Here is a 22497-nt window from a genome sequence, read left to right as displayed (position 1 = left end):
CTGACAAAAGCGAAAGGGCGGCCACGAGCCGCCCTTTTCATATGGATACAGCCTTTCGCTTTTATAGCCAACGTTCCGGATCGCGCATCCCGTGGACGACAGCCACGACCAGGACGCCGTCCGGCTGCGGTTCGTAGATGACAATATAGCGGCCTTCGATGAGCACACGGGCAGTCACGCTTAACTCAGGCCGGGCCGTCCCCATCTTGGGGTGCCGTGCCGCCAGGTCCAGCTTGTCAAAGATGCGCATCAGCAGCTTGTCCGCTGCCTTTTCATTGTCGATTGCGATGGTGTGCCAGATATCGCGCAAATCCTGCGAGGCACGCGGTGTAAGCCGATATCTAGCCGCGGGCGCGGCGTTCTGCCTTCAGATTGCTTAGGAACTCAGCGGGTTCGATCTCCACCGGCTTGCCGCTGGCCATGCCCTCGGCATAGGCGCGTTTCAGATGCTCGAGTTCAAGAGCGCGTAACTCCTCACGCTGCTCCCACAGACGAAGAGCGTCGCGGACAATCTCACTGTTGGAGGCATATGCTCCGCCTTCGATGGCGCTTTGCAGGAGAGCACTCTGCTTCGCGGTCAGCGAGATGGTGAGGGTGCGCATCGGTTCGGCTTTCATGCCGATCCTATATCACGCATCACAAGAACTAACAATATTTGTTAGGATTCTGGCATCCGTGTCTTGATCCCCTGCCTTGCGGCAGGGGATCACAAGGCAAGTTTTGCCTACCGCAGCGCCGCCGCGATGTTGCCGCCGTCGACCGTCGTCACGTCAGCGGTGGTGCGTTCGGCCAGCGCGTGATGCAGGAAGGCCTGCGCCACGTCCTGCGCCGTCACTTCCTGGCCGAGCAGGTTGCCGGACATGTATTCCTTCTCCGACACGCCGCGCGCGCCGGAGCGGCTGGCGATCATGGCGTCGGTCAAAATGCCCGAGCGTATGCGGTCGGCGTTGACGGCGTTGGAGCGGATGCCATGGGCGCCGTAGTCGAGCGCGTATTGCCTGGACAGGAACAGGGTCGCCGCCTTCGGCACGCCATAGGCGCCGAATTTCGGACCCGGATTGACCGCCTGCTTAGAGGTGTTGAACAGCAGCACGCCGCCAGTGCCTTGTTCGAGCATGATGCGCACGGCGTTCTGCGCCACCGACTGGTGGGCGAAGAAATTGAGCTCGAAACTCTTGCGCAGCAGCGCATCGTCGAGCTCGCCGATACGGCCTTCCCAGGCTGCACCCGCATTTGAGACGAGAATATCGACGCCGCCGAACACGGCGACCGCTTTGTCGAAAGCGGCGCGTACCTGGGCCGGGTCGGTGATGTCGGCGCCGACGCCGATCGAATTGTTGCCGGCTTTCTTCGCGGCGTCTGCGGCCTTTTCGGCATCGAGATCGACGACGACCGCATGGGCGCCATTGTCTGCGAACAACTTCGCGGTTGCAGCACCGATCGCGCCGGCGCCGCCGGTGATCAGCACCACCTGGCCGGTCAGCGGCTTCGGCTTGTTGGAGGCAAGCTTGGCCTGTTCCAGCGACCAGTATTCGAGCGGGAACAAATCAGCCTTGGAGAGCGGATGGAAACGGCCGACCGCCTCGGCGCCGCGCACCGCCTCGATCCACATCTCGCCGACGTCGGAGGCTATCCTGGCATCCTTCAGTGTGCGGCCATGGCCGAACATGCCGAGCCCCGGCACCAGCGTCAGCCGCGGCATCGGGTCGAGCATGGTGCGCTTGACGTCGTCGAGCGCGTCATTGGTCTCGAAATAGGCGCGGTAATCCTTGGCGAAGGCGTCGACATGGCTCTTGATGACGGCCTTGTAGTCGCCGGCCTTCTCGGCGTCCGGCGCCGGCACCGCCATCGGGCCGGTCTTGATGCGGATCGACAGATCCGGTGTCGACACGCCGCGTCCGGCATAGTCGGCAATCCCTGCCGAGTTGATGAAATCGACAATTGCATCCGAGGTGCGGAAGTCAGAGATCATGCGGTCGAAGCGGCCTTCGCCGCGTGCCACCGCAACGGCGCCGCGCAGCATCGGCGCGATCGAAGCCGGTGTCGCAAGCTTCGCCGGCAGCGCCACCTTGGCTGCCTTCGGCTTGGCATGCTTGGCGACATACTCCTCGGCGACGTTCACATGGTGGATCATCCGGTCGTAGGCCTGTTTGGCATCGTCGCCGAAGGTGAAGATGCCGTGCTTGTCGAGGATCAGGCCCTCAACGGTCGGATCGGCATCGAACACATCGGCCGCCGCCTTGGCGAGGTCGAAGCCCGGCATGATGTAGGGCACGTAGCCCATCTTGGTGCCGAACACCGTCTTCACCAGCGGCTTCGAGTCTTCCTGGTCGACGATAGCCAGGATGGCGGTCGAATGCGTGTGGTCGACGAATTTGTGGGGCAGGAAGGCATGCAGCAGCGTCTCGACTGAAGGGTTGGGCGAGGACGGGTCGATCAGGTTCGCCCGCTGCAGCGCCACCATGTCCTCGTCTGCGAGCCTGTCCAGCGCGCGCGCCTTAAGCAGGGCGCCCATTTTGACCGCCGGCAGGCCCTGCGGCTCGATGACGGCCATGTCCCAGCCGCTGCCCTTGACGCACAACACATCCCATTCATCGCCGACAAGGTCGGTCGCCTTGATCTTGCAGGATGTGTTGCCGCCGCCATGCAGGACCAGCTGGGGCACGCCGCCCAAGAGCCGCGTCGTGTAGACGCGCAGCGCGAGGTCGCGGCCGACGCCTTTCTTCGCATAGTCGGCGACGAGTTTCTCGGCCGCGTCGTCGTTCCACAGATTCTTCATGTTCGCTTCGTCCAGTTGCTGTCTTGGGTGGTGAAACAGGAATGCCGCGACGCCTTGATGACAATGCGCCGGCGAAAGTTTGCTTTTCAGGATGCTTTTTGTGACGCCGCTCCGGCATGATCGAGCAGCCGCTGCGCCATACGCGCGCCGACCACCAGATGCGTGCAAAGCCCGCCGTCAAGTGCTGCGAGCAGCGGTTCGAACTTGCTGTCCTCCTGCACCACCATCAGGCGTTTTTCGATGGCACCGAGCGAAGCGAGTTCAGCCGAAATGACCCGGCGGTTGTAGCTGCAGTCGAGTGCCTCGCCTTTGGCGTCGATGATCTGTCCGGCGATGACGCCCGCGGCACCGATGCCGCGCAGCGCGGCCATTTCGTCGGGGTTCAGCGCGCCGCATTTGACGACATGGCTGTCGGCATCGACGGTGCCGACGGAAAAAAGCGCGAGATTGCAATCACTGATACCGGCCAGCTGTTCACGGATCACCGGCTCGGCGCGCAGCGCGCGCGCCAGCTCTTCCGTCGACAGTACCAACGGCGCGTAGAAGTTCAACCCTTTGGCGTTCAGCCGGCGGGCGATTTCCATGGTGCACTGGTCGGGCCGGTAGGAGTAGGGCGCGCCGAGATTGCCGCAGAGCTGCACCACCGTGACATCCTGCAGGTCGGCATAGGACATGATGTCGGCGATCATGTAGACGGTGCGGCCCCAGGCGACGCCGATGCGGTCGCCCTTCTTGACCAGTTCTAGAAAGACGCTCGCCGCCAGCACGGCGATGTCTGTCGACGGGTCCGGGATATGGCCGTTCTCCGGCGCGATCCACACCGCGTCGAGTTTCAAGGCGTCCTCGAGCTTGCGCGCCATCACGTCGTCGGTGAACAGCTGGGTCGAGGTCGAGATGTTGACGATGCCGGTCTCACGCGCCTTGCGCAGATACATCGCCACCGAAGCGCGCGAAATGTTAAGCTGGCTTGCAACCTGGTCCTGCCGCAGGCCATGCGCATAATAGAGCCAGGCGGCTTTGTGAATGATTTGTTCTGCCGGTCGGATCGCCATGCCGTCTCCTCGGCTGACATTAGTCACGGCTCTCGACAAAAGTCAAATTTGGATGTGTGAGCGCGATCGCCTCTCGGCAAGGCGCATACGGGATCGCCATTCTACAAAGCCTGGATAGCATAGTATTTTCGGCCATTCAGGGGGATGGCCTGACGCGAGACCTAAGGTTAGAAAGCTCGAAAAGGACTTTGGGGAGGACGGGATGGGCAACCCTTACGAACAGGATCTCGACAGGAACGCGGCCAACCACCAGCCGCTGACGCCGCTCACCTATCTGGAGCGCGCGGCAAAGACCTATCCTGGCCACATCGCGATCATCCACGGCCGCCAGCGCATCTCCTATCGTGATTTCTGGCGCCGCTCGCTGAAGCTTGCCTCGGCGCTGCAACAGCGTGGCATCGGCAAGGGCGACACGGTTACCGTGATGCTGTCCAACACGCCGCCCATGCTGGAGGCGCATTTCGGTGTGCCGATGACCAAGGCGGTGTTGCATTCGCTCAACACCCGCCTCGATGCCGCGGTCATAGCCTTCCAACTCGACCATGCCGAAACCAAGGTGCTGATCGTCGACCGCGAATTCTCGGGCGTCGTCCGGCAGGCGCTCGATCTGGCCAAGGTCAAGCCGCTGGTCATCGACTATGACGATCCCGATTACGCCGCCGACGCACCCTATCCGAAGGGCGAGCGGGTCGGCGCGCTCGACTACGAGGATTTTGTTGCCGGCGGCGACGAGGATTTCGCCTGGTCGATGCCCGACGACGAATGGGACGCCATCTCGCTCAACTACACCTCAGGCACGACGGGCAACCCCAAGGGCGTCGTCTACCATCATCGCGGTGCCGCCCTGATGGCCTATACCAACACCATCCATGCCGGCATGGCCAAGCACGCCGTCTATCTCTGGACGCTGCCGATGTTCCATTGCAATGGCTGGTGTTTTCCGTGGACGCTGGCCGTCCAGGCCGGCACCCATGTCTGCCTGCGCTGGGTGCGGCCGAAGCCGATCTACGATGCCATCGCCGATCATGGCGTCACCCATCTCTGCGGCGCGCCGGTCGTGATGTCGGTGCTCATCAACGCCCGGGACGAGGACAAGCGCGCGTTCGCGCAGACGGTGACCTTCAACACCGCGGCCGCGCCGCCGCCGGAAGCCGTGCTGTCGGGCATGGCCGATGCAGGTTTTGCCGTCACCCACCTCTACGGCCTGACCGAGACCTACGGTCCTGCCGTGGTCAACGAATGGCACGGCGAATGGGACAGTCTCGCAAAGGGCGAGCGCAGCGCCAAGAAGGCAAGGCAAGGCGTGCGCTACGCCGCGCTCGAAGGGCTTACCGTCATGGACCCCGAGACGATGCAGACGACGCCGGCCGACGGCGCGACCATCGGCGAGGTCATGTTCCGCGGCAACATCGTCATGAAGGGCTATCTGAAAAACCGCAAGGCGAGCGACGAAGCCTTCGCTGGCGGCTGGTTCCATTCCGGCGATCTCGGCGTCATGCATCCCGACGGTTACATCCAGCTCAAGGACCGCTCCAAGGACATCATCATCTCGGGTGGCGAGAACATCTCCTCGATCGAGGTCGAGGACGCGCTCTACAAGCACCCGTCCGTCGCCTCCTGTGGTGTGGTCGCCCGCGCAGACGACAAATGGGGCGAAGTGCCGGTTGCCTATGTCGAGCTGAAGCCCGGCAAGACGGCAAGCGAGTCCGAGATCATCGAGCACTGCCGCGCGCTGCTTGCCCGCTTCAAAGTGCCGAAAGCGGTGATTTTCGCGGAGATACCGAAGACATCGACGGGCAAGATCCAAAAGTTCCGGCTGCGGGAAATGGCGAAGGGTACCTAACTTTCGTCATCCTACGGTGGAGCAGTCGCGAAGCGACGTTGCGGAAACCCTAGGATCTATCCGCGACCTCCCGGCCGTGCTCCAACGGTTGAGAATGGTTCACCGCTTAGGGGCGTAAACCATTGATTAACCACATTCTTTGACCGGAGTCCCGGAATGGCCCTTGGAGGTCTGCGCCGGGTCGCTACGCTCCTTGCTTCGCCCTAGGATGACGAACTCACCGGAGCCGGTCGCCAATCGCGAGGCCAGTTGTCGCGCCCGCCCACTGTCACCATCTGTCACCAATTATACGCGTACGTCGATTTCGCGTTGACATCCCGCCCTCTTCAATTTACGACTGACGAAAATTGAAATTCGTCACTTGTCAAACGAAAGAGCCATGTCCGAAGCCGCCAACATAGTGGCCGATGCCGCCAGACAGGAGAATGTGACGCGCATTCTCGACTGCGCCGAGCGTCTGTTCCGGCACTATGGCTACGGCAAGACCAATGTTGCCGACATTGCACGCGACCTCGGCATGTCGCCGGCCAACATCTACCGTTTCTTCGCCTCCAAGGTCGAAATCCACCAGGCGGTCTGCGGCCGGATGCTCGGCGCCAGCTACAAGATGGCCTACGAGATCATGCACCTGCCGATCAGCGCCGAGGAGCGGCTGCGTCGCTACATCCATGCGCAGTACAAGATGACGCTCGAGACCATGCTCGATGAGCAGAAGGTTCATGAGATGGTCATCGTCGCGCTCGAACGCGACTGGGGCGTCATCGACAGGCACGTCGACAGCATCCACGATCTGTTCGCCGAGGTGATCCGCGACGGCATCGAGGCCGGTGAGTTCAGGCAACAGGATCCGGTGATCGCCTCACGCTGCTTTGGCGCCGCTACAATCATCCTTTGCCATCCGCAGATGGTGGCGCAGTGCCTTGCCAAGACCAACCGGGCGATGCCCGACGACCTTATCGATTATGCGATCAAGGCCCTGAAAAAATAGCCGCCGCCCGCCGGGCGCCGGTCGACAGTTCATCTCCAGTTCGGGAGTGCCAAGGTGTCTTTGTCCAATTCCATTATCCGCCGGTTGCCGGTCGCGGGCCTGGTCGTTGCGGCGCTCGCTCTCGCCGGCTGCAGCCAGGAGAAAGCCGAAGTCAAGGACATCATCCGCCCGGTCAAGGTCGTCGAGATCGCCCAGGCGCATGACACCCGCATGCTCTCCTATTCCGGCTCGGTGCGTGCCCGCACCGAAAGCGCCCTGGCTTTCCGCGTCAACGGCAAGATCACCGAGCGCCTTGTCGACATCGGCCAGCATGTGGCACCGGGCGATGTGCTCGCCCGCATCGATCCCACCGACTACGACCTCTCGGTCAAGAGCGCGCAGGCAGCGCTTGATGCCGCCGAACGGCAGGTCGAGACGACGGAGCTTGCGCGCAAGCGCGCCGAACAGCTTTTCGCCAAGAATTTTTCGCCGAAATCGCAGCTCGAACAGGCGACGCTGACCTATGACCAGGCGGTTGCCACGCGCGACTCCGCCCGCTCGTCGCTTGACCAGGCCAAGAACCAGGTCGGCTATACCGATCTCAAGGCCGACCGGGACGGCATCGTCACCGCGGTCAATGCCGATGTCGGCCAGGTGGTCGGCTCCGGCACGCCGGTGGTCACCGTCGCCGTCGACGGCGAAAAGGAAGTGCTGATCGCGGTGCCGGAAATGGAGGTCGCTGAATTCAAGCCGGGCAAGTCAGTCAAGGCTGGCTTCTGGTCCGACAGCACGCTGACGCTCGACGGCAAGGTCCGCGAGGTCGCCGGCAGCGCCGATACGCAGTCGCGTACCTTTGCCGTCCGTGTCAGCCTGCCCAACGATCCGCGCGTGCTGCTCGGCATGACCGCCAATATCGAGGCCTCGGCCGCCAACGAAAAGCAACTCGTATCGATCCCGCTGAGCGCGTTGGCGAAGCAGGACAGCCAGGCGATCGTCTGGACCGTCGATCGTGGCGCCGACACTGTTCATGCCCGCCCGGTCAAGGTCGCCGAGTTCGCCGCCGATGGCGTGCGTGTCGCCGAAGGACTGAAGCCCGGCGATATCGTGGTCGCCGCCGGCACGCAGTTCATGACCGAGAATCTGAAGGTGAAGCTCGCCGGCGGCGTGGCGCAGCAGTCCGCCTCCGCTGAGGGCGAAGACGCCAGCCGGCTGCGCTGACACAGATAGTCGGCCGCGCGTTCCCGCGGCCGCAGGTTTCCGGGCGGCGAGCGCCCCGAAGGTCGAGACGTCAAGGGCCCGATGTACCCCCGCATCGATCCTAGCGTCCCACCGCGATGAGTGTCTCTCCACTTGGAAGGCCTCGCCGCCCGGAAGCCAGATCGAAGATGATTTCGTTTCGCGCGCCGCGCTTTCCCAAGCATCAGGCGCCGGTAACAAGCAAAGTGGACGAGTATCGATGACCAATTCCACTGAAGAAAAGCGGCCCTTCAACCTGTCGCGCTGGGCCATCGGCCATCCCTCTATCGCGCGCTTCCTGTTCGGGCTGATCATCATCGCCGGTGCGCTCGGCCTGATGCGCATGGGCCAGAAGGAAGACCCCGACTTCACCTTCCGGGTCATGGTTGTGCAGGCGATCTGGCCGGGTTCCTCGATCCAGGAGATGGAGGACCAGGTCGTCAACAAGATCGAGCGCAAGCTGCAGGAAACGCCGCATCTCGACTTCGTGCGCTCCTTCACCCGCGCTGGCAGTGCCATCATCACCGTGCAGATCAAGGGCGATACCAACGCCGCCGAGGTGACGGACGCCTTCTATCAGGTGCGCAAGAAGGTCGGCGACATCTCCGGCGACCTGCCGCAAGGCCTGCTCGGCCCCTATTTCAACGACGAGTTCGGCGACACCTTCATCACCCTGCATTCGATCAGCGGCGACGGCTTCTCCTATCCCGAGTTGAAGAAATTCGCCATCCAGGCGCGCGATATGCTGTTGACCACGCCCGGCGTCGAGAAGGCGGTCATCATCGGCGACCAGCCGGAAAAGCTCTATATCGACGTCTCGTCCAAGGCGCTGGCCGAACGCGGCCTGACGCTGACCGACCTGCAGAACGCCATCAAGGGCCAGAACAATGTCGATCCGGCCGGTGCCGTCGATACCGGCGTCAATTCGGTGCGCATCTCGGTCGAAGGCGACGTCACCAAGGCCGCGGACATCAGGGAATTGCGGCTGCGTGCGGGCGGCCAGGTCACCCGGCTCGGCGACATCGCCACCGTCACCTCGGGGCTCGAAGATCCCTTCCAGCGCAAATACCGCTTCAACGGTCATGACAGCGTGCAGCTTGGCGTCGTCATGGCCAAGGGTTTCAAGGTCACCGATGTCGGCAAGGATGTCGAGGCGACCTACAAGCGCTTCGAGGAGGCGCTGCCTTATGGCGTGTCGGTCGACCAGATTTCCGACCAGCCGGGCGTCGTCACCGATGCGGTGGCCGAATTCATGCATGCGCTCGGTGAAGCACTGCTGATCGTGCTCGTCGTCTCGTTCCTGTCGATCGGCTGGCGTTCGGGCCTGGTCATCGCCATCGCCATTCCGCTGGTCCTGGCCGCCACCTTCGCCATCATGTACGAACTCGGCATCGACCTGCAGCGCATTTCGCTCGGCGCCCTGATCATCGCGCTCGGCCTGCTCGTCGACGACGCCATGATCGTCGTCGAGATGATGGAGCGCAAGCTGGAGGAGGGGCTGGTCAAGATCGAGGCGGCGAGCTTCGCTTATACATCGACGGCTTTCCCGATGCTGACCGGCACGCTGATCACCACCGCCGGTTTCATCCCGGTCGGCTTCGCTGCCTCGACCGCCGGCGAATATGTGCGCACCCTGTTCTATGTCGTCGGCATCGCGCTGATCGTGTCGTGGTTCGTCGCGGTCTATTTCACGCCGTGGCTTGGGCACATGATCCTCAAGCAACGCAAGCATGCCGGCACCCATCACGATGCCTTCGACACGCGCTTCTATCGCCGGCTGCGCTCGACCGTCGGTTGGGCGGTGCGCCATCGCATCATCGTCCTGGTCATGACGCTGGTGACTTTCGGCACCAGCCTGTGGGCATTCCAGTTCATCCCGCAGAACTTCTTCCCGCAATCGTCACGGCCGGAAATCCTGGTCGACCTCTGGCTGCCGGAAGGCACCAGCATCAAGGAGGTCGAAGCGCAGGCCAAGGCGCTTGAAACCAAGATGATGGACGACAAGGACAAGCGCTTCATCGCCACCTATATCGGCGAAGGCGCGCCGCGCTTCTTCCTGCCGCTCGATCAGCAGCTCACCAATCCGAACTTTGCCCAGATGCTGGTGATGGCCAATGACGAACCGGCGCGCGAGCGGCTGATCGTCAAGCTGCGCACGGTTCTGGCCGAGGATTTCCCCTCGATCCGCGCCAAGGTCGATCGCCTGTTCCTCGGCCCGCCGACCGGCTGGCCGGTGCAGATGCGCGTCATGGGTCCCGATCGCCAGGAAGTACGCCGCATCGCCGACCAGGTGAAGGCGAAATTCCAGGAGAACCCGCTGCTTGGCGCCGTGCATGACGACTGGCTCGAACCCGTGCCGGCAATGAAGCTGGTGATCGACCAGGATCGTGCCCGGGCGCTCGGCGTCACCTCACAGCGCATCCGCCAGATGCTGCAGGCAACCATGTCCGGCGCGCCGCTCGATAACTTCCGCGACGGCGAAGAGACGGTCTCGATTGTCGCCCGCGAGCCGGACGCCAGCCGCAGCCTGCTGTCCTCGGTCGACTCGGTCTACATCCCGACCGATTTCGGCGGCTTCGTGCCGCTGTCGCAGGTGGCCAAGGTGGTGCCGGTGCTGGAGCAAGGCATCGAGTGGCGCCGCGACCGCCTGCCGACCATCAGCGTGCGGGCGACGCTGCCCGACGGCGTGCAGTCCAACGATGTCGTCACCAAGATGTACAAGGACATCCAGGGCCTGCGCGACGGCCTGGCGCCCGGCTACAAGATCGAGATCCAGGGCGGTGCCGAGGATTCGGCCGAAAGCCAGGCGTCCATCGCCGCCAAGGCGCCGATCATGCTGGCCATCATCGTCGTGCTGTTGATGATCCAGCTGCAGAACTTCGGCAAGGCGATGCTGGTGCTGGCCACCGGTCCGCTCGGCATCATCGGCGCCGCCGCCGCCCTCCTGATCAGCGGCGCACCGTTCGGCTTCGTCGCCATTCTCGGCGTCATCGCGCTGCTCGGCATCATCATGCGCAACTCGATCATCCTGGTCGACCAGATCGACCAGGACATCGCCAGAGGCATGGAACGCTCCGAGGCCATCATTGGCTCGGCCGTGCGCCGTTTCCGACCGATCGTGCTGACGGCGATGACGGCGGTGCTGGCGCTGATCCCGATCTCGCGCGCCGTGTTCTGGGGGCCGCTTGCCTATGCCATGATGGGCGGCATCGTGGTCGCCACCGTGCTGACCATTCTGGTGCTGCCGGCAGGCTACGCCCTGTTCTTCGGCCGCGAGCCGAAGAAGGTGGTGAGTAGCGAGCAGGCGCCCGAACCAGAGTTGGCCACCGAGCGGCCGCAACTGGCCCTGGCCGCGGAATAGAGCGGTTACATCGCATCATCCGCCGCCGGCGAAGGCGGATGATGCGGCTTGATGGGCAAGCCATCACGCCGATGAAAATGCTCAGCAGTGCCGGTTTTGCAAAACAGAATTCCTTCCCAGGGCGGCGAAGCAGTTCCATGCTGAGCGGCACCGGAGCGGCAACGCTCGTCCTCATCAAGGTGTCTTCCCATGGCAGAAAAACGGCAATTGCGGCTCGGCGCCTTCATGCGCCCGGTCAGCTTGCACACCGGCGCCTGGCGCTATCCCGGCGCCTATCCCGACGCCAACTTCAACTTCGCGCATCTGAAGCGTTTCGCGCAGACGCTGGAGGCGGCGAAGTTCGACGCTTTCTTCATGGCCGACCACCTGGCGGTGCTCAACATGCCGATCGAGGCGCTGCGGCGCAGCCACACGGTCACCTCGTTCGAGCCGTTCACGCTGCTGTCGGCGCTGGCTGCCGTCACCGACCATATCGGGCTGGTCGCCACCGCATCGACGACCTTCGATGCGCCCTATCACATAGCCCGCCGCTTCGCGTCGCTCGACCACATTAGCGGCGGCCGCGCCGGCTGGAACATCGTCACCACGTCCAATCCCGATGCGGCGCTGAACTTCGGGCTGGACGAACATGTCGAGCATGACGAGCGCTATCACCGGGCGCGGGAATTCTACGATGTCGTCACCGGCCTGTGGGACAGCTTTGCCGACGACGCCTTCATCCGCGATGCCGAAAGCGGGCTCTATTTCGATCCGGCCAGGCTGCATGTGCTGGACCACAAGGGCGAACACCTTTCGGTGCGTGGGCCGCTCAACATAGCCCGGCCGGTGCAGGGCTGGCCGGTTATCGTCCAGGCCGGTGCCTCGGAGGCCGGGCGGCAACTGGCCGCCGAGACGGCGGAGGTGATTTTCGCTGCCCATGGTGATCTTGCCGCAGGGCAACGCTTCTTTGCCGACGTCAAGGGCAGGGCACAAAAACTCGGCCGCTCGCGCGACGACATCAAGATCCTGCCTGGCGCCTTCGTCATTGTCGGCGACAGTGTCGAGGACGCCCGGGCCAAGCGGGCGAAGCTTGACAGCCTGGTCTATTACGAGAGCGGCATTGCCTCGCTGTCGATCGCGCTTGGACACGACGCATCGGCCTTTGATCCCGATGCCGCTTTGCCTGACATACCGGAGACCAATGCCTCGAAGAGCAGCCGCGAGCGTGTCATTGAGCTCGCCCGGAATGAAAATCTGACGGTCCGCCAGCTTGCCCAGAGGCTCGGCGGCTATTCCGGCCTCGCCTTCGTCGGCACGCCGCAGACCATCGCCGACGAGATGGAGGAATGGCTGGTCACCGAGGGATCGGACGGCTTCAACATCATGTTTCCCTATCTGCCCGCCGGGCTCGACGATTTCGTCGAGAAGGTGGTGCCCGAGCTGCAGCGGCGCGGCATCTTCAGGCGGCAGTATGAGGGTTCGACGCTGCGCGAGAATCTCGGCCTGAAGCGGCCGCCCAACCGGTTTTTCGAAGACCCGAAGGCGGCGGTCCGCAAGGTCGGTTGACGCGAAGCTCCGGCCGGTGGCGGAAAAGGATCGGGCGCGCCGAAGCGCGCCCGATGTTTCTTTAAGTCGGCCTGTCAGATGACGAACAGCCAGTTGGCGAGCAGCATCACCACAACACCGGCAACCAGCGTCAGATAAGGCAGCATGCCCGCTTTCTTCACCGCGAGGTCGGCTCCCGTCATGCCGAGATCGGCCAGCATGTGGTCGGGGAACTTGCCCTTGTCCTGGATGTAGTGGCGGAAGCAGAACACCGGGATGATCAGCGCCGCCGTGATCAGCCCGGCCCACAGCGCCATCGGATTCCACACCTTGGCACCGGCGCCCATGAAGATCGCATTGACATAGGCGAAGATCGCCCCGATCCCCAGGAGCCAGCTCGGCGCCTTCCAGGGCCGCGCGATATGGCCGTTGTCGATGCGGTGGATCCAGCCGGCATTGAGGTTGAGGAAGTTGAAGATGATGTAGCCGCAGTTCGACACGGCGAGGATGAAGAAGAAGCTCGTCGCATCGGCCGAGGCGATGGCCAGCACGATCAGGTTGAAGCAGAGGTCGGTCCACATGGCACGGGTCGGCGCGCCATGCTCGTTGACGTGGCTGAGATAGCGCGGCAGCCAGCCATCGACCGAGCCCTGGTAGAGCGTGCGCGAGGAGCCGGCCATCGCCGTCATGATGCACAGCACCAGCGCCAGGATCATCAGCATCACCAAGAGGCTGTGGATAATCTTGCCGCCGCCGACCATGCCGGCCAGCGCGTCCGCCACGCCGGAGCCATCGACGATTGGTGTCGCCAGCATGCCGTTGAGGCCCAGCACGCCCTGGAAGGTGAAAGGCACCAGGATGAACAGAAGCATGCACAGCAGGCCGGAATAGAAGATGGCCTTGAAGGTGTCGGTACCGGGGTTTTTGAACTCGGAGGTGTAGCAGACAGCGGTTTCAAAACCGTAGGTCGACCAGGCGGCGATGAACATGCCGCCAAGCACCAGCGTCCAGCCGGCGATGTTCCAGGAGCCGGGGTCCGGCGCATAGGCGGCGGCCAGCGGCACCAGCGGCGAGAAGTTGGCCCAGTTGATCTGCCCGGTGAAGATCGGCACGACGCCGACGATCAGCATCGGGATGATGACCAGCAGGCCGATATATTTCTGCACATTGGCGGTGCCGAGAATGCCGCGATGCTGGATCGAGAAGATGATCAGCATCAGCACTGCGCCGATGAAGAAGGTCGCATTGAAGGTGAAGGAGACCGGACCCAGCGTGTGGCTGTACAGCGTCCAGTTGCGGATCGCCGGTGTCGCGGCGGTCGTCACCGCGGCAATCGCATCGCCGGGCGCCGTCCCGGCATGCGCCGCGATATAGGCGACGACTTCCGCCGAGGTTTCGGTGAACAGCGGCACCGGCGCCAGCGCGTTGAGGATATAGGCGGCGGCGATCGAGCAGCCGAGCGACAGCACCGGCGACCAGGCGAACCAGTTGCACCACACCGACAGCGGCGCGATGAACTTGGAGTAGCGCAGCCAGGCCGTGGCGCCGTAGATCGAGGCGCCGCCCGACTTGTTCGGGAACAGGCCGGCGATCTCCGCATAGGTGAAGGATTGCAGGAACCCCATGATCATGGACACCGTCCAGATCAGGAAGGCCAGCGTTCCGGTCGTACCGGCGATGCCGCCGATCGAAAACAGGACCAGCGCCGGAACGCCGCTTGCCACCCAGAAGGCGCCGCGCCAGTCGATATGCCTGAGCAGCTTGCTTTCGGCAGGCTGCTCGAGGGCCGTGCTAATGGTGCTCATGTCAGTGACTTCCCCTTTTGTAAGTGTTCCCCGCCGGCGATGCCTCGGCTTTGCGAAGCTTGCTCCCCGGCACTTGACCGCACGACTCCGGTGTTTCCACTCAGTCGCATTTTTTTCTTAGCAGTGAAGATTGATCCGGCGCGCTTTCACGTCAAGCGTTTTGTGACGCCGTGCACATCACGCTTACGCGCGCACGCCACAATACGCTTCGCGGCGCTGCCGGCGCGCGGTTTTGGCTGTGCGGAAGGCAGCAGTCAGGAGCGCGGCCTGGTCTTCTGCGGATCGTAATGGGCGAAGGCGACGACTCGCGCCGGCAGCCGTTTGGCATGGCCGTCGAGCTTGCCGATCTCGACCTCCGTGCCGATGGCGGCATGGGTGACGTCGAGCCTGGCCAGCGCGATGTTCTTGCCGAGCACCGGCGAGCGCGTGCCCGAGGTGACGACGCCAATCTGGGCGCGGCCGACATGGACGCAATCGCCATGACTGACCGCGACATTGCTGTCGATGTCGAGCCCGACCAGTCTGTTTTGCGGGTTTTCCTTGCGCCGGATCAGCGCGTCGCGGCCGATGAAATCGTCGGTCTTGGTCTTCAGCGGCACGGTGAAGCCGATGCCGGCCTCGAACGGATCGGTCTGGTCGGAAAATTCATAGCCCGCGAAGATCAGCCCGGCCTCGATGCGCACCATGTCGAGCGCTTGCAGGCCCATCGGCTTCAGCCCATGCGGCTGGCCGGCCTCCCAGATCGCGTCGAACACCTTTTCCGCGTCGCGCGGATGGCACCAGATCTCGTAGCCGAGCTCGCCGGTATAGCCGGTGCGCGAGACGACCACCGGAATGCCGTTGCCGCCACCGATGCGGGCGACGGCGAAGCGGAACCATTCGAGCTCGTCGATCGACGGCTGCAGCGGCGAGGTCCAGATCACTTCTCTCAGGATATCGCGGCTCTTCGGCCCCTGCACGGCGACATTGTGCATCTGGTCGGTCGACGAACGTACCAGCACGTTGAGGCCGAGTTTCTTCGCGGTTTCGCGCAGCCATTCGCCGGACAGATCATCGCCGCCGACCCAGCGGAAATTGTCCTTGCCGAGCCTGACCAGCGTGCCGTCGTCGATCATGCCGCCATGTTCGTAGCACATGGCCGAATAGACGACCTGGCCGACGCCGAGTTTCTTCACGTCGCGGGTCAGCGTGTATTGCAGCAGTGCTTCGGAATCCGGGCCGGTGACCTCGAATTTTCTGAGCGGCGACAGGTCCATGATCACGGCATCCTGGCGGCAGGCCCAGTATTCGGCGATCGGCCCGTCCTTGGCGAACGAGTTGGCCAGCCAGTAGCCCCTGTATTCCGAGAAATTGCGGGTGTGCTTGGCGAAGGACGAATGGAAGGCGGTCTCGCGGGTCATTTTCGGTTCCGAATCGGGCGTCATGCGTCTGGCGATCGCTCGCGAGAATTTGTGCTGGCCGGAATAGCTCCGCACATGGATGTCGGTGAGATCCCAGCCATTGGCCGGTGTCGTGTCGTCCGGGCAGGCGGAGGACACGCAGACGATGTCGGTCAGCGCGCGCAACAGCACATAGTCGCCGGGCCGCGACCACGGCTCGTCCGAGACCATGACGCCATGCGCGTCGATGGCGGTGTTGAAGAAGAAGTTGATCGCCATCCAGCCGGCGCGCGGATTGACGCCCTTGCCGGCCAGCGCGCCGTTGAAATTCTCCGAGCAGTTGGTGTGCCCGGGATAGCCGATGTCGTCGTAATATTTGGCGGCACAGGCGAGCGCGAAGGCATCGTGCCGGCCGCATGTGTCCTGCACCACCTCGACCAGTGGCTCCATGTCCTGGTCGTAATATTTCGAGTGCAGGCCGGGCATCGGATAGCTCGACCCCATCAGCGTGCGGGTCGTCGTCACGTCGAGTGGATGGTCGAGGCCCTTGTCGAGCTTGCGCGCCGAGAAGCACTGGAAATCGGTGCACTGGCGGCCATCGACATCGATGATCTGCAGATAGTCGCCGGCCTTGACGAAGTAGGATTCGGCCGTCGCTGAATGGACGCGCAGGTCGAGCACAGGATCGGCGAGCGGATCGGCAAGCTGCGATTTTGTCTTCAGGCGGATCGTGGCGCGTCGAACGATGACGGCGAGCGGCGTTGCCGTGTCATGGCCGTCGACGAGCATTGGGCCGCCTGGCGCGGCTACGATCATCGAGCCGTCGCGCGCGATGGTGAAACTCTGCTCCGTCCCGGCGGGTGTCGCGGCGCCGAACACGCGCACGGCCTTTGCCTGATCGAGCACCACCTGCCGGCGCGCAATGCCGCGCCGCAACGCGCCGATACTGTCGTCGCCCTCGGTGAGCAGTGCCTTGATGCCGGCGGCATTGCTGTTCGATTTTTCACCGAAGATGGAGGGATCGGTGGCACCTGTGGCGTCCCAGGCCAGCAACTCGCAAGCCTGGCCGCCTTCGACATTGCGCACCGTGATCGTATCGCCCGCCTCGACCTCGATCAGCACCGCACCATTGCCCTGGATCGTGTAACGCTGCATGCCTGGCGGCAGCGCGATCTGGCCGGGCCTCAGGATGAGGCTCGGGCGCGGCGGTCCGGCTGTGACCGTGGGGTAGGGCGACTGGCTCATCTCAGCCTTGCGGTTCGAGAAACAAGTTTGCCTGTGTGTGAAATTATTTTAGCAGCAAGAATAGCAGGGGGATCGCGTTTGGCAAGGCGAAGGTGGGCGGGCCGGATGTGAACAAGGTGTGAGTTCGTTGCTCAGCCTTATCTTCCGAGTTTGGCGAGTTAAAGATCCTCGGAATGATTGATCGCCAAGCCATACTCCGCAGCCGAGTCCAGCATCGTATGCCACAGGCTCTCGGCGAATGTCGCGAACACCAGAACGCTGAACACGGCCAATCCATCCCGATCAGCGCTCCGCCAGAGCGTGACGCTGGTGTGGTCCATCGAGGTCGCGGCAGCCGCGCCAATCGCGAACACATCGGGGTGCAGATCGATCGACGACAGCTTGGCCAACATCGCCCGCGCCTTGGTGCCGGATACGCTGATCAGCACTCGCGCATGCGACTGGTCGGACAGCGACGCCGATTGCGCGAAGGCTTGGCCAAGCGCTCCAATCCCGTGCTTGCCGCCTTTCGACAGGACGAAAAACTGATCTGGTCCCGACCAGATCAGTGTTGCGTCGGCTGTACGGGCCACCTTCGGCGTTTCCGGCGCAGCGACGTCGAACCTACCCTTCGCAGCCTTGCTCATCTCCGCCGCCTTGCCGCGCCGCGCCATCACTTGCACCAGGTCGAAATTGCGGATTTCAGTCAGCGCCACGCCGGCATCGCCCGGCGCACCATAAGCACCCGATACAAGCGCCCGCTCGAGTGGACTGCGGATGTCCCAGGAAAACTCAGCCACGCTGGCGCCCTCCATCCGGATCGTAGAAGACGGGATTGCAGAGTTCGACGTCATAGTCCTCGCCGCGTATCGGGTCATGCGCGTGGACTATCTCGCCGATGCGTTCGCGGCCGTGCTCGACAAGCGCCAGCCCGATCCACTGGTCGGATGTCGGCGAGAAGCAGACCGAGGTGACATAGCCTTGGTCGTTACCCGGCCCGGGTGTCTGCCCTTTCGGGATGATGTGCGCACCGGAGCGCAGCCGGCGCGCTCTGTCCGTTGGTCTGATGCCGACCACGACCTGACGATCCGGCGCGACCAGCGCTTCGCGGCCGGCCATGACGCGGCCGATGAAATCTTTCTTGGTCGACATCATCTTGCCGAGGCCAAGATCGGCCGCGGTCGTCGTGCCACTCAGTTCCGGTCCGGCGATGTGACCCTTTTCAACGCGCATCACGCCGAGTGCCTCGGTGCCGTAGGGTGTGACGCCGAATTGTTTGCCGGCCAGCATCAGATTGCGCGCCATCGCCTCGCCGTAGCGGGCCGGCACCGAAATCTCGAACGCCATCTCGCCGGAGAAGGAGATGCGGAACAGCCGCGCCCTGATACCGCCGCGCAAAGCGACTTCGCGCGCGGCCATGAACGGAAAACCTTCGTTGGAAAGGTCCTCCGCCGGGTCGACGATCTCCTTCAGCAGATCGCGGGTCTTGGGGCCGGCGATGGAGAATTGCGCCCACTGGTCGGAGACCGAAGTCAACTGCACATCGAGCTCGGGAAACAGCACCTGCCGGCAGAATTCGAGATGCTGCATCACCAGTCCGGCCTTGGCCGTGGTAGTGGTCAGGAAATAGTGGTCCTCGGCCAGCCGCGACGTCGTGCCGTCATCATAGACGATGCCGTCCTCGCGCAGCATCAACCCGTAGCGCGCCTTGCCGACGGCGAGGTTGGAGAAGGTGTTGATGTAGACGCGGTCGAGGAAGGCGCCGGCATCCGGGCCATGCACGTCGATCTTGCCGAGCGTCGAGACATCGCAGAAACCGACGCCGCCGCGCACCGCCGTGACCTCGCGGGTCACCGATTCCAGCCAGTCCTTCTCGCCGGCGCGGGGGTACCACTGCGCCCGCTTCCAGAGTCCTGTGTCGACGAAGACGGCGCCCTGTTCGGCGGCCCAGTGATGCGAAGGCGTCAGCCGTGTCGCGTGAAAGGTCTCGTCGCGATGATGGCCGGCAAAGGCGCCGATGGCGACCGGCACGTAGGGCGGCCGGTAGATCGTCGTTCCGGTCTCGGGGATGGAGCGGCCGCTCACCGCTGCCATGATGGCGAGGCCGGCGACATTCGAGGTCTTGCCCTGGTCGGTCGCCATGCCGAGCGTCGTGTAACGCTTCAGATGCTCGACCGATTCGAAACCCTCGCGCTGGGCGAGTTCGATGTCGGACGCGGTGACGTCGTGCTGGTAGTCGACGAAGGCCTTGCCCTTGCCGGCGACATGCCAGAGCGGCGTCAGCGCGAAAGCTTCGTCGTCAGCGACTGGCGCGGTGCCTGCCTCGCCGCCATGTCCGGTATCATGTGCCGCTGCCGCCCCGGCGGCAAACCCCTGGCTCAGGCAGGCGCCGAGGCCGAAATCGCCGTTGGCGGCACCCGCTGCGACCATGCCGGGAGGCGCGCCGTCGGGCACGAAGGCGGCGATGTCATCGCGCCATTTCGGCCGGCCGCGATGATAGGAGGTCAGCCCGACGGCCGGGTTCCAGCCGCCGGAAACGGCAAGCCCGTCGGCTTCGACTTCGGCGCGCGCGCCGCCGGTCAGCGACACCGCGATTTTCCTGACACCATCCTTGCCGCCGTCGACGCCGCTGACCGAGCCATGCAGCACTGTGAAGCCATTCTTGGAGGCCAGCGAACGATGCGCCGGCGAAACGTCTGGCCGTGCGTCGATCACCGCCGCGATCTGCAGCCCGGCTGCGAGCGTTGTCTCGACTGTGCGCCAGCCATCCTCGTTGTTGGTGAACAGTGCGACCCGCTTTGCAGGAACGGCAGCATAGCGCCCGACATAGGTTCGCATCGCCGACGCCATCATCACGCCTGGCGTGTCGTTGCCGGCAAAGACGATGGGACGTTCGAGGGCGCCGGCCGCGACCACACAGCGTTTGGCCACGACCCGCCACAGCCGCTGGCGCACCTGATGTTCGGGCGCCGAGGGCAAATGGTCGTTGACCCGCTCCAGCGCGCCATAGGTACCGCCATCATAGACGCCGAACAGCGTCGTGCGCGTCATGATGCGGACATCGGGCATTGCCGCCAACTCAGCCTGCGTCCGCACCAGCCATTCGGCAGCCGGCAGGCCATCGATCATGCCGCCATCGGAGAGCAGGCGGCCGCCAAGCGTGAAATCTTCCTCGCACAGGATGACACGGGCGCCGCTGCGGCCGGCGGCCAATGCTGCCGCCAGACCGGCCGGGCCGGAACCGGCGATCAGCACATCGCAATGCGCCCAGGCCTTGTCGTAGTGGTCGGGATCGGCAACGCCCGCAGCGCGGCCAAGGCCGGCGGCGCGGCGGATCGCCGGCTCGTAGATCGCTTCCCAGAATTTCGCCGGCCACATGAAGGTCTTGTAGTAGAAGCCGGCGACGAAGATCGGCGCGAACAGCTGGTTCACCGACATCACATCGTGGCGCAGCGACGGCCAACGGTTCTGGCTGGCGGCCTCGAGCCCTTCATAAAGCTCGGCCGTCGTCGCCTTGGTGTTCGGCTCGCGCCGGGCGCCGGTGCGCAGTTCGACCAGCGCGTTGGGCTCTTCCGAGCCTGCGGTCAGGATGCCGCGCGGGCGATGGTATTTGAACGAGCGGCCGACCAGCTTGACGCCATTGGCAACGAGCGCCGACGCCAGCGTGTCGCCCTGGAAGCCGGAAAAGCTCTTGCCGTCGAAGCGGAAATTCAGCGGTGCCGAGCGGTCGATGAGGCCGCCACTGTCCAGCCGGTTTGTCTGCACGCCGGCCATCACGCGCCAACCTTCGCCGCACCGGCGCCCGCTGCCGGTTCGACAGCGGAAATCTCATGTGTCAGCGTGTTGCGGGTGACCTTCAGCCACGCCCGGCAACCGCCGCCATGGTACCAGTTCTCGCTCATCATGCCGGCGATGTTATCGCGCAGATAGACATAGTCGTAGACGGCATCCTCACCGGCATCCGCCGCAGGCCGCACCGGCTTGGCGTCGCCGAGATAGGTGAACTCGCCGAGTTCGCGTTCGCCGCAGAAGGGACAGACAATTCGCATGATTTTCTGGCCGTCCTCAGTGCAGGTTCGGTTGGGCGCCTTGGCCCTTTTCGTCGATCATGGCGCCAGTCCGGAAGCGGTCGAGGCGGAACCTTGCAGCTTCTTCGTGCGGCGTGTCGCGGGCCAGCAGATGGGCAAAGACAAAGCCCGAGCCGGGCGTCGCCTTGAAGCCGCCATAGCACCAGCCGGCGTTGAGGTAGAGACCGTCGACCGGCGTCTTGTCGATGATCGGCGAACCATCCATCGACATGTCCATGATGCCGCCCCACTGGCGCAAAAGCCGCACACGGCCGATCATCGGCATCAGCGCCATGCCACCTTCGCAGACATCCTCCATCACGGGCATGTTGCCGCGCTGGGCGTAGGAATTGTAGCCGTCAATGTCGCCGCCGAAGACCAGGCCGCCCTTGTCGGACTGGCTGACATAGAAATGGCCGGCGCCGAAGGTCATCACTCCCGGGATCAGCGGCTTGATCGCTTCGGAGACGAAGGCCTGCAGCACATGGCTTTCGATCGGCAGGCGCAAGCCCGCCATATCAGCGACGCGCGACGAGGAGCCGGCAACCGCCATGCCGACCTTGCCGGCGCCGATCCTGCCGCGCGAGGTTTCGACACCGGTTACCTTGCCGTTGGTGTCCGTGACAAAGCCGGTCACCTCGCAATTCTGGATGATGTCGACGCCGAGCCCGCTCGCCGCATGGGCGTAGCCCCAGACAACGGCATCGTGCCGCGCCGTGCCGCCGCGCCGCTGCAGCAATCCGCCTTGCACGGGAAAGCGCGGATTGTCGAAGTTCAGGAACGGCATCATCTTCTTGACCGCCGCGAGGTCGAGCAGTTCGGCATCGATGCCGTTGATGCGCATGGTGTTGCCGCGCCGCGCATAGGCGTCACGCTGCGCGTCGGAATGATAGAGGTTGATGACGCCGCGCTGGCTGACCATCGCATTGTAGTTGAGGTCTTGCTCCATCCGCTCCCACAGCTTCATCGACAATTCGTAGAAGCCGGTGTTGCCGGGCAGGCCGTAATTGGAGCGGATGATGGTGGTGTTGCGGCCGGCATTGCCGGAGCCGATCCAGCCCTTTTCCAGTACGGCGACGTTCCTGATGCCGTATTCGCTGGCGAGGAACCAGGCGGTGGCCAGGCCATGGCCGCCACCGCCGATGATCACCACGTCGTAGCGGTCCTTCGGCGTGGCGTCGCGCCAGGTGCGCTGCCAGTTCTTGTGGCCGGAAAGGGCAGCGCGTGCGAGCGAGAAGATCGAGTATTTCATACGTTCAT

14 protein-coding genes and 1 pseudogene are annotated in these 22497 nt (G+C 63.8%); 5 read left to right on the top strand and 10 right to left on the bottom strand.

The window, feature by feature from the left end; translation table 11 throughout:
- Positions 1-61: 61 nt before the first annotated feature.
- The 4 genes and pseudogenes from CKW40_RS04995 to CKW40_RS04980 form a co-directional block, all read right to left on the bottom strand.
- Positions 62-334 (bottom strand): annotated as a pseudogene (locus CKW40_RS04995) (type II toxin-antitoxin system RelE/ParE family toxin); the annotation flags it as partial.
- A 7-nt stretch (positions 335-341) separates the two neighbouring features.
- Positions 342-602, bottom strand: coding sequence for a type II toxin-antitoxin system ParD family antitoxin (locus CKW40_RS04990; protein WP_439330968.1), 261 nt, complete (start codon positions 600-602; stop codon positions 342-344).
- Positions 603-724: 122 nt separating this feature from the next.
- A complete protein-coding gene (locus CKW40_RS04985) occupies positions 725-2779 on the bottom strand; it encodes a bifunctional aldolase/short-chain dehydrogenase (RefSeq protein ID WP_095198811.1) in 2055 nt (684 codons plus the stop codon).
- 86 nt (positions 2780-2865) lie between these two features.
- Positions 2866-3831 (bottom strand): sugar-binding transcriptional regulator, encoded by a 966-nt coding sequence (locus CKW40_RS04980; RefSeq protein ID WP_095198810.1) that lies wholly within the window; start codon positions 3829-3831, stop codon positions 2866-2868.
- 202 nt (positions 3832-4033) lie between these two features.
- Between CKW40_RS04980 and CKW40_RS04975 the strand changes: the two genes are divergently transcribed.
- The 5 genes from CKW40_RS04975 to CKW40_RS04955 all read left to right on the top strand — a co-directional run bounded on the left by CKW40_RS04975 (position 4034) and on the right by CKW40_RS04955 (position 12783).
- A complete protein-coding gene (locus tag CKW40_RS04975) occupies positions 4034-5674 on the top strand; it encodes an acyl-CoA synthetase (protein WP_095198809.1) in 1641 nt (546 codons plus the stop codon).
- 379 nt (positions 5675-6053) lie between these two features.
- Positions 6054-6662: a TetR/AcrR family transcriptional regulator gene (locus CKW40_RS04970; RefSeq protein ID WP_095198808.1), complete on the top strand. Its 609-nt coding sequence runs from the start codon at positions 6054-6056 to the stop codon at positions 6660-6662.
- A gap of 54 nt (positions 6663-6716) precedes the next feature.
- Positions 6717-7859 carry an efflux RND transporter periplasmic adaptor subunit gene (locus CKW40_RS04965; protein ID WP_095198807.1) on the top strand — a complete coding sequence of 381 codons (1143 nt, stop codon included), beginning with the start codon at positions 6717-6719 and terminating at the stop codon, positions 7857-7859.
- 238 nt (positions 7860-8097) lie between these two features.
- A complete protein-coding gene (locus tag CKW40_RS04960; RefSeq protein ID WP_095198806.1) occupies positions 8098-11238 on the top strand; it encodes an efflux RND transporter permease subunit in 3141 nt (1046 codons plus the stop codon).
- A gap of 189 nt (positions 11239-11427) precedes the next feature.
- A complete protein-coding gene (locus tag CKW40_RS04955) occupies positions 11428-12783 on the top strand; it encodes an LLM class flavin-dependent oxidoreductase (protein WP_095198805.1) in 1356 nt (451 codons plus the stop codon).
- Positions 12784-12857: 74 nt separating this feature from the next.
- Here the strand turns inward: CKW40_RS04955 and CKW40_RS04950 are convergent, their stop codons facing one another.
- The 6 genes from CKW40_RS04950 to CKW40_RS04925 all read right to left on the bottom strand — a co-directional run bounded on the left by CKW40_RS04950 (position 12858) and on the right by CKW40_RS04925 (position 22489).
- Positions 12858-14567: a trimethylamine N-oxide permease gene (locus CKW40_RS04950; RefSeq protein WP_095198804.1), complete on the bottom strand. Its 1710-nt coding sequence runs from the start codon at positions 14565-14567 to the stop codon at positions 12858-12860.
- Between the two features lie 254 nt (positions 14568-14821).
- Entirely contained in the window at positions 14822-17191 is a 2370-nt protein-coding gene (locus tag CKW40_RS04945) for a trimethylamine N-oxide demethylase (RefSeq protein ID WP_095198803.1), read from the bottom strand.
- Between the two features lie 158 nt (positions 17192-17349).
- Complete coding sequence (locus CKW40_RS04940) at positions 17350-17970, bottom strand: sarcosine oxidase subunit gamma (protein ID WP_095199142.1); 621 nt, start codon at positions 17968-17970, stop codon at positions 17350-17352.
- Entirely contained in the window at positions 17963-20944 is a 2982-nt protein-coding gene (locus CKW40_RS04935; RefSeq protein ID WP_095198802.1) for a sarcosine oxidase subunit alpha, read from the bottom strand. Before CKW40_RS04935 ends, CKW40_RS04940 begins: the two co-directional genes overlap by 8 nt.
- Positions 20944-21219 carry a sarcosine oxidase subunit delta gene (locus CKW40_RS04930; RefSeq protein ID WP_095198801.1) on the bottom strand — a complete coding sequence of 92 codons (276 nt, stop codon included), beginning with the start codon at positions 21217-21219 and terminating at the stop codon, positions 20944-20946. Before CKW40_RS04930 ends, CKW40_RS04935 begins: the two co-directional genes overlap by 1 nt.
- A gap of 16 nt (positions 21220-21235) precedes the next feature.
- Positions 21236-22489, bottom strand: a complete 1254-nt coding sequence (locus CKW40_RS04925) for a sarcosine oxidase subunit beta family protein (RefSeq protein ID WP_095198800.1) — start codon at positions 22487-22489, stop codon at positions 21236-21238.
- Between the last annotated feature and the right edge of the window lie 8 nt (positions 22490-22497).

Origin of the sequence: Mesorhizobium carmichaelinearum (assembly GCF_900199455.1) — a bacterium.
Classification (GTDB): Bacteria; Pseudomonadota; Alphaproteobacteria; order Rhizobiales; family Rhizobiaceae; genus Mesorhizobium; species Mesorhizobium carmichaelinearum.
Note: the sequence above shows the minus strand (reverse complement) of the source record. Positions and strands in the feature narration are given on the sequence as shown.

Coding starts and splice junctions, on each gene's coding strand:
- CKW40_RS04990 (WP_439330968.1), bottom strand. CDS start 602: ATGCGCACCCTCACCATCTCGCTGACCGCGAAGCAGAGTGCTCTCCTG.
- CKW40_RS04985 (WP_095198811.1), bottom strand. CDS start 2,779: ATGAAGAATCTGTGGAACGACGACGCGGCCGAGAAACTCGTCGCCGAC.
- CKW40_RS04980 (WP_095198810.1), bottom strand. CDS start 3,831: ATGGCGATCCGACCGGCAGAACAAATCATTCACAAAGCCGCCTGGCTC.
- CKW40_RS04975 (WP_095198809.1), top strand. CDS start 4,034: ATGGGCAACCCTTACGAACAGGATCTCGACAGGAACGCGGCCAACCAC.
- CKW40_RS04970 (WP_095198808.1), top strand. CDS start 6,054: ATGTCCGAAGCCGCCAACATAGTGGCCGATGCCGCCAGACAGGAGAAT.
- CKW40_RS04960 (WP_095198806.1), top strand. CDS start 8,098: ATGACCAATTCCACTGAAGAAAAGCGGCCCTTCAACCTGTCGCGCTGG.
- CKW40_RS04955 (WP_095198805.1), top strand. CDS start 11,428: ATGGCAGAAAAACGGCAATTGCGGCTCGGCGCCTTCATGCGCCCGGTC.
- CKW40_RS04950 (WP_095198804.1), bottom strand. CDS start 14,567: ATGAGCACCATTAGCACGGCCCTCGAGCAGCCTGCCGAAAGCAAGCTG.
- CKW40_RS04945 (WP_095198803.1), bottom strand. CDS start 17,191: ATGAGCCAGTCGCCCTACCCCACGGTCACAGCCGGACCGCCGCGCCCG.
- CKW40_RS04935 (WP_095198802.1), bottom strand. CDS start 20,944: ATGGCCGGCGTGCAGACAAACCGGCTGGACAGTGGCGGCCTCATCGAC.
- CKW40_RS04930 (WP_095198801.1), bottom strand. CDS start 21,219: ATGCGAATTGTCTGTCCCTTCTGCGGCGAACGCGAACTCGGCGAGTTC.
- CKW40_RS04925 (WP_095198800.1), bottom strand. CDS start 22,489: ATGAAATACTCGATCTTCTCGCTCGCACGCGCTGCCCTTTCCGGCCAC.